The following is a 13,438-nucleotide window of genomic DNA, read 5'->3' on the forward strand; positions in this document are numbered from 1 at the left end:
AAAAAATCACACATTGGAAAAGGTTCCATAACCCATACATGACAACCCTTTCCAATATGTGAAATCAGGATGCATATTCGCTGTTACCTATGATCTTACCACAGGGTTTTGTTAAAAGCAAACGTTTCCTCAATTTGATTTCAATCGATCGGCATAATCGGCGTCTTTTCCGGGAAAGCGGAGTTGGCCGCGATTCCCCTCCCGCCCGGAAACGGCCGACGGATCGCGGCAAGATCGAGGGAAGATGCCGGGCGGAAATGCAGAGCGGCAGCGCCCAAGCGAAGAAGTTGAGCGATGACGCTCAAGCGGAAAGCTGAGCGGTAGCGCCAAGCGGAAGGCTCTGCGGTAGCGTTCAAGCGGAAGGCTGAGCGGTAGCGCCAAGCGGAAGGCTCTGCGGTGACGCTCAAGGTAAGCGGCGAGGGCCGGCGGAAGCCGCCCAGTCTTTGCGGCCTTCGGTCAACGAACCCCCCCGCCTCCACGAACGGCGCAGCAAACCGCATTTCCTGCTTTTCGCAGGTCGCCTCGCGGCGAGGAGGCGCGCAGAAATCCTTGCGATTCTCGCGCCTTTAGAAATAGCTGCGCATAAGCAGCTATTTCTCCCGAAAATCGAACCAATCGCAAAATAAGTGCAGCAGAGCAGCTATTTTGCGAAAAACGAACCTTCCCGCGCCAAATTATCAAAAATAGCTGCTTAACTGCACTTATTTTCAAAAAAAGCTCGTTACAGCGGAAAATAGCTGCTCCTGTGCATCTATTTCATTTTAATCCGGCTTCCCGCTCGCCGTAGCGCTCTTCCCTCACGAGCGGCCCCGAGCCCGGAACGCGACTTCGCTCGCGCACCGGCGGCCTCGCGCCGAATCGCTCGCGCAGACCGGGCTTCGCCCTGGCAGCCTTCCCGGCGCGACTTGTCCCGTCGCGTTCCCCCGCCAGCCGCCCCGGCGCGTGTGCCGCGCAGGTTCCGCTCGGGCGTCAATCCCCCGCGCCGAGCAGCGGGCGCAGCGCGCGCACGATCTCGCCGGCCCGTTCCAGGCCGCCCTCGCCGCTTCGCACGATCAGATCGCAGCCCTCGAGGGCCGCGATCTCTTCGTCGTAACCGGCGAGCCGCGCCGCGATCTGCGCGGCATCCGAGCCGCGCGCCAGCAGGCGCGCCTCGCATTCGGCCCGGGAAGCCGACACGCCGAGCAGCAGCGCCCGCTCGCCGAGCAGTTCCCGGGCGACCCGCGCGCCGCTCGGGTCGAGCACGATCGAACGGAGACCGCCGCCCCGCGCCGTCTCTTCGATCGAAGCCAGCGACGTGCCGTACAGATGGCCGCGGTATTCGCTCGTCTCGAGCATCCGTCCTTCGCGCATCATGCGCTCCAGCGTCTCCCGCTCCGCGAAATGATAATCGACGCCGTCGATTTCGCCTTCTCGCGGCGCTCTCGACGTCCAGGTAACGATGCGGGGCAGTCCCAGCACCGCCTGGAGCGTCGTTTTGCCCGAAGCGCTCGGGCCTTGAAACACAACCAGCGATACGTTCATCTCCGTAACCTCCGACCGCCGGGCCGCGGGGAGCGCTGAGCGCGTTTCCTCCGCGGCCGGCCTTTTTTACATGCAAAAGGTATTGTCGCACGTTTGCGGACGCCGCGCCAGCGCGAGGGTTACTCGCCTCTGTCCGGTTCGGCGAACGCGTGTCCGGGAAACGGCCCGCCTTCTCGCGGCTCGCTTTCCCCGAGCGCCTCCGAAGCTTTTTCCGAAATCCTTTTTCGTGCTAAAATGGCGGTATGCGCGCGTTCCGGAGGAGCATCCGAAGGGGCCGCCAAATCGAAACGCCGCTCCCGCCGCCCGGCCGGTACGGGCGTTTCCGCTCTCCGGCTCCGGTCGGCTCGGCGGAAACGCCCAGGCCTGCCGCGGCGCTCGCCGGAGCGGCCTACCGGAAAGAAGGAATATACCCGTGAAACAAGAGCTGATCGAACGTCTCGACCGCTACGCCCGTTTCGATACCCAGTCCAACGAAGACAGCGAGACCTGCCCGTCCACGCCGGGTCAGATGAAACTGGCCGAACAGCTCGTGCGCGAGCTGACGGAGATGGGCCTTACGGAAATCACTCTCGACGAGAACGGCTACGTCATGGCGACGCTCGAAGCCAATACAGATAAGGACAACGTCCCGGTCATCGGCTTCCTCGCCCATCTGGACACGGCGACCGAACTGACCGGCGCGAACGTGAATCCGCAGATCGTGGACAGCTACGACGGCGGCGATATCGTGCTCAATAAAGAGCTGGGCATCGTGCTGTCTCCGCGAGAGTTCCCGGAACTGCCGAATTACGTCGGCCACACGCTCATGACGACCGACGGCACGACGCTGCTCGGCGCCGACGACAAGGCCGGCATGGCCGAGATCATGACCGCCATGAACCACTTGATCGCGCATCCGGAACTGAAACACGGCAAGATCCGCGTCGCGTTCACTCCGGACGAAGAGATCGGCCGCGGCCCGCAGCGTTTCGACGTGGAAGCGTTCGGCGCGAAATACGCCTACACGATGGACGGCGGACCGCTGGGCGAGCTGGAATACGAAAGCTTCAACGCCGCCGCGGCCAAAGTGACCATTAAAGGCGTCAGCGTTCACCCGGGCACGGCCAAAGGCAAAATGATCAACGCCGCCAAGATCGCCATGGAATTCCACCGCCGGCTGCCGGAACAGGAATCGCCGGAATTCACGGAAGGTTACGAAGGCTTTTTCCACCTGCTGGACATTAACGGCGGAACGGACCAAACGACCCTTTCCTACATTATTCGGGACTTCGACCGCGAAAGCTTCGAGAACCGCAAAAAGCTGATGGAAACGATCGCCGCCGAATTCCGTCAGACGTACGGCGAAGAGAACGTCATTCTCGAACTGCGCGACCAATATTACAACATGCGCGAAAAAATCGAGCCGGTCATCGAGATCGTCGACATCGTGCGCGAAGCGATGGAGAAGCTGGATATCAAGCCGGTCATCAAGCCGATCCGCGGCGGAACCGACGGTTCGCAGCTGTCCTACATGGGCCTGCCGACGCCGAATATCTTCACCGGCGGCGAGAACTACCACGGCCGTTACGAATACGTATCCGTCGATAATATGGTCAGAGCGACCGAAGTCATTCTCGAAGTCGTCCAATCTTTCGAGCGTCAAGCTTAAACGAAGGGAAGACGGCTTATGTTCGAATACGAAAACCGGAATTACGAAGACGTCGACTTCGGCGCCCAGGAACTGCGGGACGGCGAGCTGACGAACTGCACGTTCGTACGCTGCCGGTTCGTTTACGGTTCGCTGGAAGAAATATTGACCAAAGGCTGCCGCTTTACGGACTGCGACTTCCGCGGCGCTTCGATGAACGGTTCGATCCATATCGAATCGGCGTTCGAGAACTGCGATTTCGTCGAAGCGAATCTGTTCGCGGCCAAGTTCGACGGCTGCAAAATGACCGGTTCCGACTTCTCGGGCGCCAAACTGGACGGGTTCACCGTCGTGCGCGGCGACTGGTCGTACACGAATTTGCGCCACGCCCGGCTGGACCGCCAGGATCTGCGCGGCGCGCGCTTTTTCGAATCCGACCTGTCGGAAACGAGCCTGCAGAAGGCCGACCTGCGCGGCGCGGACCTGACCCGCTGCCAGCTCGCCAAGGCGAAACTTCAGGGCGCGGATCTGCGGGACGCGGTGCTGGACGGCGTCGATTTCAAATCGCTGGACGTCAAAAACGTGCGCATGGACCGCGAGCAGGCGGTGCTGTTCATGCGTTCGTACGGTGCGAAAGTAGACTGATCGCGGCTCTTTCTTCAACCCCGCGCGGAAGAAAGAGAGGACTTTCCCAAGTCCTAAGGCTGTCGAGAAAATCTAGCGTAACTGGAAGCGAGAAGACGTAGAGAGAAATTCAGTGAAGTACAGGCTTTCGTAGAAAGCCACTTCGGAAGCATACGCTGCCAGCGGTCGCCTTTGAAATCGAGAAAATTCCGCTAACATTTGATCCCTTTTCTCGATTTCAACACGCGACCGGAACGAATTTCTCTCGGAGTCTTCCCGCGCTGAAGTAACGTTCTCGACAGCCTGGGGACTTTCCCAAGTCCTCTTTTTTCTTACCCGCCCTCTCCTCATTTTCCCGAACGGTTTGATCGGAATTGTTCGTTACTTTCGCTTGCTTTTTGGGTAAATAAAAAGGATACGGAGCGATCTGCGCCCCTCGGCGTATGGATTTCGCCTATTTTCATTTGCGGAAAGCGAGGTTTTTGCAATGACGAAAGCAGTGCACGAACAGGTAACGCTGGGCAAAAGCGGTCTCAAGGTAACTCCGGTCGGTCTCGGCACCAACGCGGTCGGCGGACACAACCTTTTCCCGAACCTGGACGAAGAAGCCGGCAAAGCATCCGTGCGATCGGCGCTGAACAGCGGCATCAACTTCCTGGATACGGCGTTCATCTACGGACCGGGACGTTCGGAGGAACTGATCGGCGAGGTGCTGAAGGAATACGGGCGCCGCGACGAAATCGTCATCGCCACCAAGGGCGCGCATAAATTCGTCGGCGAAGACACCGTCTTCGACAATTCGCCGGCTTTCCTGCGGGAATCGGTGGAAGGCAGCCTCAAGCGGCTGGGCACCGACTATATCGACCTCTACTACATCCACTTCCCGGACGAAAACACGCCGAAAGACGAAGCGGTCGGCGAGCTGGCGAAGCTGAAGCAGGAAGGCAAGATCCGCGCGATCGGCGTTTCCAACTTCTCGATGGATCAGCTGCGCGAAGCGAACAAGGACGGGCACGTCGACGTGTTCCAGGGCGAATATAACCTGTTCAAGCGCGGCGCGGAAGCGGAACTGCTGCCGTACGCGAAAGAAAACGGCATCTCGTTCGTCCCTTATTTCCCGCTCGCTTCGGGCCTTCTGACCGGCAAATACGGCGCGGACGACAAGCTGGACGAGAGCAAGCTGAAGAACCCGATGTTCCAGGGCGAGACCTTCAAGCGCAACGTGGAAAAAGTGAACCGGCTGCGCGAAATCGCCGGCGCGCAGGGAGCCAGCATCGCCAACGTCGTTCTGGCCTGGTACCTGACCCGCGACGCGATCGACGCCGTTATCCCGGGCGCGAAGAACGACGAGCAGGTGGCCGCCAACCTGAAGACGCTCGACGTCAAGCTGACGCCTCAGCAGATCGAGCAGATCGATTTCCTGTTTTGGGATTGATCTTCCCGAAATTCAGGACCTGTCCGTATAACGGACAGGTCCTTTTTAATTCCGAAGGCCGGGACGCTCGAACGCTTCTTTTCTCGCCCCGTTCAATTGTCCCGACAAGATTTACAATCCCGACAAGCTCTGTTAGCATTTCATATAAACATCGGCTTTATCGGTATACCGCATAACAGCACGAAGGCCAGCGGAGAAGCGGATAAGGATATCCATGCGCCGAAATCAAGGTGAAGATAGGAGAATGGAATATGACACAAGCTTCGAATACGGGACTCCGGCGGACGACGGCTCCTTTCCGCGCGGATCAGGTCGGCAGTCTGCTGCGGCCGGAGTCGATCAAGCAGGCTCGTCTGCAGTTGGCAGCCGGACAGATCGACGCGGCACAGCTCAAAGCGGTCGAAGACGAAGAGGTCAAACGCGCGGTCAAGCTGCAAAAAGAAACCGGCATGCAGGTCGTGACCGACGGCGAATTCCGCCGCGCCTGGTGGCACTTCGACTTCCTGGAGCATCTGGACGGCGTGGAAGGCTTCTCGCCGGAATCCGGCATCCAGTTCCACGGCGTGACGACCAAAGCCCATGCGGTCAAAATGACGGGCAAGATCGATTTTACGGATCATCCGATGCTGGGCCACTACCGCTATCTGCATTCGGTCGCGGACGGCGCGACGGCGAAAATGACCATTCCGAGCCCGAACATGCTGCAGTTCCGCGGCCGGAACGAATACCCGCTGTACGAAGACCACGAGGCGCTGCTGCACGACCTGAGCGCGGCTTACCGCAAAGCGATCCGGGCGTTTTACGAAGCGGGCTGCCGCTACCTCCAGCTCGACGACACGTCGTGGTCGATCTTCTTCGCGGACAATATGCCGGAACCGTTCCGCGCCAAAGGCTTCACGATGCAGCAGCTGCAGGAATATTCCGTGCGCTCCATCAACGAGGCGATCAAGGACAAACCGGAAGACATGGTCATCACCATGCATATCTGCCGCGGCAACTTCCAGTCGACCTGGACCGCTTCCGGCGGTTACGACGCCGCGTCGGAAGCGATCTTCCAGGGACTGAACCTGGACGGCCTGTTCCTGGAATTCGACGACGAACGTTCCGGTTCGTTCGAGCCGCTGCGCTACGTGAACCGCAAAGACCTGCAGGTCGTGCTCGGACTCGTCACGTCGAAATTCGGCGATCTGGAAGACAAGGACGCCGTCAAGCGCCGGATCGAGGAGGCTTCCCGCTATGTCTCCCTGGATCAGCTGTGCCTGAGCCCGCAGTGCGGCTTCGCCTCTACGGAAGAAGGCAACCTGCTCACCGAAGAACAGCAGTGGGAGAAGCTTCGCCACGTTGCGGAAATTGCCGAGGACGTCTGGAAGTAAGCTCCTTCGGCCTCAAGCCCCGGACGGCGGACGCCGTTCCGGGGCTTTTTTCGTTTTTTTGGCATATGTCGATCATTTCAGAAAGTTTTCTTCAAAAAACACGTTTTCCATATTCATTTCGCTTTCTTTTTCAGGTACAATGTGGCAGGCAAGTATGCTGCGCGGGCGGGAGTCCGGCAGCATGCAAGTTCCGGGCAGCCGGAACGACAACGGAATATCCGGCCGGCGGATGTCCGCCATACCGGGCGCGAAAAGAACGGGATGCCGCTCATACGCAGTCTCATCCCGTTCTTTTCGCGCCTTCGTTCGTTTTAACGCCGCGCCTGCGCGGACCGCAGAGCAAAACGGCCCGCAGGCCGATCTTAACCACAGTTGGAGGAATCGAAAGAATTATGAACCATCCGTCCCCTACCCCCGTCAAAGTCGTGACCGCCGATCCCGGCGCCATCGGCTTGTTCGGTCTGGCCATCGTCACGCTCGTCGCTTCGTCGCAGAAGCTCGGTCTGACGGAAGGCCTCGGCTACGCCGCTTCCTGGGCCGTATTCCTGGGCGCGTTCGCCCAGCTCTTCGCCAGCATTCAGGACGCCAAGCACAACAATACGTTCGGCATGACCGCTTTCGGCGCTTACGCCTTCTTCTGGTTCGCCATGGCGACCAACTGGCTGATGAAAATGGGCACGTTCGGTCCCGAACTTGCTTCGGCCGTCGACGGCAAGCAGCTCGGCTTCGCTTTTGCCGGTTATCTGGTCTTTACCCTGTTTATGACGATCGGGGCGATGGAGACCAATAAAGTGCTGTTCTTCATTTTCTGCCTGATCGACGTTCTGTTCCTCGGCCTGACGTTCGACGCGTTCGGCGCGCCGGAGTTCTTCCACGAACTGGCCGCTTACGCGGAGATGGGCATCGGCATTCTGTCGCTGTACGGCTGCGGCGCCAATGTGCTGAATGCGCATTTCGGCCGCGAGTTCGTGCCGATCGGCCGCGCTTTCGGCATTTTCAAGCCTCGCCCGTAAAGCAAGCGGCGGCGTCCGAGACGCCCGCTTTCGAACATCCCGCCCGCGCCGGTCCGCGAGGCGGGATGTTTGGCGTTCGGGCAATAGTCTCCGCCAAATAAAAAACTTGATTTACTTACTAAATGTAACTATAATAAGTTTAAGTAAGTAAAATCATACCGTTTGCGCGCCGCGCAAGTCGGCCAAAGGAGTCCTTTTCATGAAAATCGAAGTCTGGTCGGACTATGTCTGCCCGTTCTGTTATATCGGCAAACGCCGCCTCGAACACGCGCTGGAGCGCTTCCCGAACAAAGATCAAGTCGAAGTCGTCTACAAGAGCTTCGAGCTCGATCCGAATTACCCGCGCGAAGCGGTCGGAGGCGACATTCACGATCTGCTCGCCGGCAAGTACGGCATGAGCCGCGAGCAGGCGATCGCTTCCAACCGCAGCGTCGGCGAGTCCGCGCGCAGCGTGGGCCTGGATTACGATTTCGACCGCATGCGCTATACGAATACGTTCGACGCGCACCGTCTCGCCCACTTCGCGGAGGAGAAAGGCCTTTCCCAGGCGCTGACCGAACGCCTGATGCAGGCCTACTTCACGGAAGGCGCCTTCCTGGGCGACTCCGAAGAGCTGGCGAAACTCGCCGCCGAAGCCGGTCTCGACAAAGACGAAGCGCTCGGCGTGCTGAATTCCGGCGCTTACGGCGAAAATGTCCGCGCGGACGAGAACGAAGCGATGCAGCTCGGCGTTCGCGGCGTGCCGTTCTTCGTGCTGGACGGCAAGTTCGCCGTATCCGGCGCGCAGCCGGACGAAGTGTTCGACCAGGCGCTGCAGCGCGCGTGGGGAGAGCGTTCCCCGCTGACCGTACTGGGCGCGGACACGTCCGATGCCGACGGATGCGCGGACGGTTCGTGCGCGGTGCCGCAGGCGAAGCCGGAATAAGGGCCTCTCTTCCGATCGGCGCGCTCCGGAATCGTCCCGACGGGCCGGACGGAAGCGAGCTCCGCGACAACGGCTCTTCATCGCAAAAAAAAGCTTTCCGGCCATTGGTCCGGAAAGCTTTTTTCTATGCTTCGTTCATTGCCGCCGACGTCTCAAGCACGCGCTGCGCGGCCGTCGGCCTGCCCGTTCAGCCGCTCGTAAAGCTGCCTGGTGCGGAGGTCCGGTTCCGTGCCCAGTTCATCGTCCAGCCGGCGCGCGAACATCTCGTAGCACCGGCAGGCCGACTTCCGATCGCCCGCGCGTTCGTGGGCCAGCATCAGCTGTCGGCACACTTCTTCTTCGAACGGCTCCTCTTCCTGCAAAGCCGCAAGCAGAAAAATCGCGCCGCCCGGCCGGGCCGAATGCCGCTCTTCCTCCGCCAGCTCCAGCGTCAGCTTGAGGCGCAGGCGCTTCAGCTGTTCGGCGCGGGATTCCGCCCACGGATAATCATGCTGCTCGAGATAGCCTCCCCGATACAGCGACAACAGCTGCCGGACTTGTTCTTCGCGGCCTTTCACCGCCCCGATCAGCCGCTCCCCTTCCCGACCGAAGCGTTCCGCATCGGTCTCCGCTCCGCCGCGCAGCAGACGGTAGCTCTCCTGCCGGTATTCCAGCCGCATCTCCGGCTTCCATTCCTTCAGAATTTTTCGGGTCTGATAGACGGAAGTATGCAGATGCGTCACCGCTTTGTCTTCCGGCATATCGGGCCAGAGCAGATCCGTCAGCCCGCCGCGCGGCACCCACTGCTCTCCCCGATGCAGCAGATACGCGAACAGCTCCTGCGCTTTGGCGGTCCGCCATTTGACGGGGTGCACCGCTCCGGCGGCCGCGCCGTACAGTTCGAGCCGGCGCAGCGTGCAGATCTCGGGCGTTCGCGACCCGGCGGACGACGGCGGGGCGTACTCCCGCCCTTCGGGAGCCTTCGGCGCGGAGACGATCCGTCCGATCGCTTGTCCGAGCCGCGCGGCACCGACCGGCTTCAGCAGATAATCGATCGCCTGAAGGTCGAACGCCTCCACCGCGTAGTCGGAATAAGCCGTAACGAAAATAATCGCGACGCCGGGATGGTTCTGCTGAATATATTCGGCAGCCTCCAGTCCGTTCATTTCCGGCATTCCGATGTCCAAAAACACCGCATCGATCCGTTCCGTTCGCAGCAGCTCGATCCCTTCGCCCGCCGACGTGCAGAGCAGGGCGGGATCCACGCGTCCGTCGGACCGAAGAAGGCGCTCCAGATGAATCAGCGCCGGTTTTTCGTCGTCGATCAGCATTGCCCGCATCCGTCGTTTCCTCCGTCCTGTCTAAGATGACTGATGTCGGGAAGATCAAGCTTCCCGTTCCCCGAAAAGGAACCGCCGCAGAAAAGCTTCATACGTCCAAGCGTCCGTTCCAGCCTTTCCCGAAGCAGCGGTTTGATCAAGTAATCGAACGCTCCTTGTTCGAAAGCCTCGACCGCGTATTCCCGGCTCTCCGTTACATAGACGACATGCAAGCGGGGCAGTTCCCGCTTCAACCGGTCCGAAGCCGCCAGGCCGGACAGAGAACCGAGATGCGTATCGACGAACAAAACGTCCGGCGCAAGGCGGATCGCTTCGTTCAGGCCGACCGAAGGATCGCTCGAGCTCCCGACCAATTTAACATAGGGATAACTGCCCAACAAGCCTGCCGTCCGCGCCAAAGCTTCCGGATCCCCGTCCAATACATAAATACGCATAATTCTTATCCCTCCCCGGGAACACCGCTGCCGATTGCAGGCGTTCTTCCCAGCATAACGGCAAGGACTGAACCGTTTCTGAACCGAACGAGCCGTTAATGAAGAAGTTCGTTCTTGGGCAGATCGAATCCGATGGTCGTGCCTTTCCCCGCGCCGGGAGCCGGCTTCTCCAACTTCAGCGCGGCGCCGTGCAGCTCGGACAGCCGACGGTGAATGTTGCGCAGTCCGACCCCTCCCTCGCCGCCGGCCATAATTTTTTCGAATCGTTCCGCCTTCAAGCCGACTCCGTCGTCCGTTACCCGTACGGAGACGGCGGAACCGGCGTCCCGGATCTCCAATCGCACGGTCCCGCCTGCCGCTCGCTGCATGACGCCGTGGCGCACGGCGTTCTCCACCAGCGGCTGAATGCTAAGCGGCGGCACGAAAACGCCGACCGGCTCGTCGGTTACGCACTCGAACGCCAGGCGGTCGTCGAAGCGCGCCTGTTCGAGCGCCATATAGGCGTGCACCAGTTCAAGCTCCTTTTGCAGCGGCACGAGCCGGTCGCGGTTGCGGAAGTCGAAGCTTCCCCGCAAATAGTGGCTCAGTTCGATCAGCAGGTCGATCGCCTTGTCGGGATCGGTCGTGCAGGCGGAAATAATGACGTTAAGCGCGTTGTACAGGAAATGCGGCTTGATCTGCGCCTGCAGAAACGCCATTTCCGTACGAACCGCCTCCTCCGCGGAACGGCGCATGCCGATCAGCGTACCGACGCGCGCGCGCAGTTCGCCCGCGTCGACCGGCTTGCTCAAGAAATCGTTCGCTCCGGATTCGAATCCGGCCCGGATCTCTTCCGGGAGCCCCCGCGCGGTCAGCAGCAGAATCGGAAGCTGAGCCAGCGTATACCGCTCGCGCAGCTTCCGGCACAGCTCCGGCCCCGACATCCCGGGCATCATCCAATCCGTAACGACCAATTCCACTCCCTGTTTCCGCTCCAGAAAAGCCATCGCTTCAGCTCCTCCCGCCACCGCTTCCGCCTCGTAGCCCGCTGTAGACAGCAGATTCAGCAGAACGCGGCGGTTGACGGGATCGTCGTCGACGATCAGGACGCGGCCCGCGTCGGCGGCGGGAGGGTTCGTCCCGGCCTCCGGCAGTTCGTCCGCGTTCGACGCCGCGCCCGTCCCGAGCGGGCTCTTCCCGGCGGGTTCCGGCACTGCGGGCGAAGCCGGCAGCGTAAAGAAGAATCGGGTGCCTTCTCCCGGCCGCGAATCCAGCCAGATCTTCCCCCCGCCCAGCTCCACCAACTGCCGGGTAATGCTGAGCCCCAGGCCCGCGCCTTCCATGCCGAGCGCCTCGTCCGCCCTTTCGAAAGGACGGAAAATTTCGGGCCATTGCTCCCGGTCGATGCCGATTCCGGTATCGAAGACTTCGACCGTCACCCAATCGTCGTCCGCGCAAGCGCGAATCCCGATCTCTCCCCGTTCCGTGTACTTCACCGAATTGCCGAGCAGATTATACAGAATCTGCCGCAGCCGATCTTCGTCCATGCGTACGCCCGGCAGATTGTCGGGATACTCCTGCACGATCCGGATCGGTTTGCTGTCCAGCGTATAAGAGACGACCTCGGCGACCGAACGGGCGATCGACGGCAGATGCAGCGTCTGCACGGCCAGCCGGAGGCGTCCTTCCTTCAATCTCGAAAAATCCAGAATATCTCCGACGAGCAGAGCCAAGCGCTGGCCCGTCGTCACGATCATGGCTAGGTTCTCCCGCTGCTTCTCGGAAGCGGGCCCGGCCGCCCCCTCCAGCATGGAACGGGCGATATTGATGATGCCGTGCAGCGGCGTACGGAGCTCATGCGACGTGTTGGCCATGAATTCGTCCTTAAGTCCGTCGAGCGTCATCAGCCGTTCCGACAACCGTTCCACATCCGTGAACGTGCGGACGAACCTGCGGACAAGCAGCACCGTCTGGGCAAACACGAATAAAACGAGCTCGTAAATCGCCAGCACGTCCGTATCGAATCGGGTCAGCAAATTGATCAGGCTGAGCAGGATGAACATCGAAATGCTCATCAGTCCGAGCGTGACCAGATACAGATCTTCCGCGCTCTTTCTCAGCCACCGCACCATGATCCAGCTCGTATACGCCAAGCTCAGGAAGCCTGCCAAGAACAATACGCCCTCCAACTTCGAAAAGACCGTCATCGGCAGCACCAGACCGAGAAACGCACCCGATCCGGCGAGGACTGCATAGCCGATCAGTACGCTCCTGCGAATAACGCCGAGTCTCAGCGCATTCATGTAAGCGATCAGGAAAAAGTAGAACAGGCTGGACGATACGGCCTGCATCTTAAGCATCGCCGCGTAAGGCATATGGGGCAGGAAGTAGTCGATCAGCTTCTCGCCATGCGTCAGCACGTGAACGGCGCCAAGCAGACAGAACACGCCCAAAAACAGCTGGGGCAGCTCCCGCTTGTGCAGCGCGTACAGCAGCAGGAACAGCAGCCCCGGCAGCAGAAAGCCGAACAGCGCGAACAGATCCACGATCCAACCGCCCTGCTGCTCGTGCACGATGATTTTTTCCGGCCCGAACGCAATCGTGTCGACAATGCCGCCCGAAGCGTAGCTGAAATTGGACGCCTGCACGACCAGCACGGCCTTCGTTCCGCTCAAGCGCACAAAACCGGTATACGGCACGTTTTTCTGCACGTCGGCTCCGAGGTTCTGCGAGGGATTCCCGCTTGCTCCCACCTCCTCGCCGTTCAGATAGACCCGGCTTGCCATGCGGATATTCGCGATGCGCAGGCCGTAATCGCCGTTCGCTTCGCCGCCGAGGCCGATCTCGAGGCGATACGTTCCGTATCCGAGCGGCCCTTCCGGCATGGCGGAGTTCCAGGCTCCCGGTACGGCGGCGTTCAGACCCGAAGGGTCTTTTTCCGCGAGGTCTTCGGGATCGATCAGACGTCCCGGATAAAACGTCCATTCGCCGCCCAGCGGAGCCGCTCCCTTCCGCTCGTAGTCCCATCCGTCCAAATCGATCCTTCCGTTTTCGGCCCGGGGCATGTTCCGCTGCAGCACTCCGCTCTGCCACAATCCGGCAGCGGGCACGACCAGAATCAAGCAGGAAGCGAGCAGCAGAGCCAGCCATCTTTTCAACATACCATCGATCTCATTCCCGTCGGCCAT

At 60.4% G+C, this 13,438-nt stretch carries 10 protein-coding genes; 6 read left to right on the top strand and 4 right to left on the bottom strand.

What is annotated here, in order from left to right; translation table 11 throughout:
* Positions 1 to 969: 969 nt before the first annotated feature.
* Positions 970 to 1,521 carry a guanylate kinase gene (locus tag GYN08_RS13365; protein ID WP_166274981.1) on the bottom strand — a complete coding sequence of 184 codons (552 nt, stop codon included), beginning with the start codon at positions 1,519 to 1,521 and terminating at the stop codon, positions 970 to 972.
* 412 nt (positions 1,522 to 1,933) lie between these two features.
* On the opposite strand from GYN08_RS13365, the gene pepT reads away from it, so the two are divergent.
* The 6 genes from pepT to GYN08_RS13395 all read left to right on the top strand — a co-directional run bounded on the left by pepT (position 1,934) and on the right by GYN08_RS13395 (position 8,518).
* Positions 1,934 to 3,169 carry a peptidase T gene (pepT, locus tag GYN08_RS13370; RefSeq protein WP_166274983.1) on the top strand — a complete coding sequence of 412 codons (1,236 nt, stop codon included), beginning with the start codon at positions 1,934 to 1,936 and terminating at the stop codon, positions 3,167 to 3,169.
* Between the two features lie 18 nt (positions 3,170 to 3,187).
* A complete protein-coding gene (locus tag GYN08_RS13375; protein ID WP_166274985.1) occupies positions 3,188 to 3,793 on the top strand; it encodes a pentapeptide repeat-containing protein in 606 nt (201 codons plus the stop codon).
* A gap of 466 nt (positions 3,794 to 4,259) precedes the next feature.
* A complete protein-coding gene (locus GYN08_RS13380) occupies positions 4,260 to 5,207 on the top strand; it encodes an aldo/keto reductase (RefSeq protein ID WP_206023744.1) in 948 nt (315 codons plus the stop codon).
* A gap of 251 nt (positions 5,208 to 5,458) precedes the next feature.
* Complete coding sequence (locus GYN08_RS13385; protein ID WP_166274987.1) at positions 5,459 to 6,580, top strand: 5-methyltetrahydropteroyltriglutamate--homocysteine S-methyltransferase; 1,122 nt, start codon at positions 5,459 to 5,461, stop codon at positions 6,578 to 6,580.
* Positions 6,581 to 6,972: 392 nt separating this feature from the next.
* On the top strand, positions 6,973 to 7,593 hold the full coding sequence (locus GYN08_RS13390; RefSeq protein WP_166274989.1) for an acetate uptake transporter: 621 nt from the start codon (positions 6,973 to 6,975) through the stop codon (positions 7,591 to 7,593).
* Positions 7,594 to 7,792: 199 nt separating this feature from the next.
* Positions 7,793 to 8,518, top strand: coding sequence for a DsbA family oxidoreductase (locus tag GYN08_RS13395; RefSeq protein ID WP_166274991.1), 726 nt, complete (start codon positions 7,793 to 7,795; stop codon positions 8,516 to 8,518).
* Between the two features lie 152 nt (positions 8,519 to 8,670).
* Here GYN08_RS13395 and GYN08_RS13400 read toward each other — a convergent pair whose 3' ends face one another.
* The 3 genes from GYN08_RS13400 to GYN08_RS13410 form a co-directional block, all read right to left on the bottom strand.
* Entirely contained in the window at positions 8,671 to 9,837 is a 1,167-nt protein-coding gene (locus GYN08_RS13400; protein ID WP_166274993.1) for a response regulator, read from the bottom strand.
* Positions 9,822 to 10,271: a LytR/AlgR family response regulator transcription factor gene (locus tag GYN08_RS13405; RefSeq protein ID WP_166274995.1), complete on the bottom strand. Its 450-nt coding sequence runs from the start codon at positions 10,269 to 10,271 to the stop codon at positions 9,822 to 9,824. The genes GYN08_RS13400 and GYN08_RS13405 overlap by 16 nt, the downstream gene beginning before the upstream one ends.
* Positions 10,272 to 10,366: 95 nt before the next feature.
* Positions 10,367 to 13,411, bottom strand: a complete 3,045-nt coding sequence (locus GYN08_RS13410; protein ID WP_166274997.1) for a hybrid sensor histidine kinase/response regulator — start codon at positions 13,409 to 13,411, stop codon at positions 10,367 to 10,369.
* Between the last annotated feature and the right edge of the window lie 27 nt (positions 13,412 to 13,438).

This window comes from Saccharibacillus alkalitolerans (assembly GCF_011090185.1).
Classification (GTDB): domain Bacteria; phylum Bacillota; class Bacilli; order Paenibacillales; family Paenibacillaceae; genus Saccharibacillus; species Saccharibacillus alkalitolerans.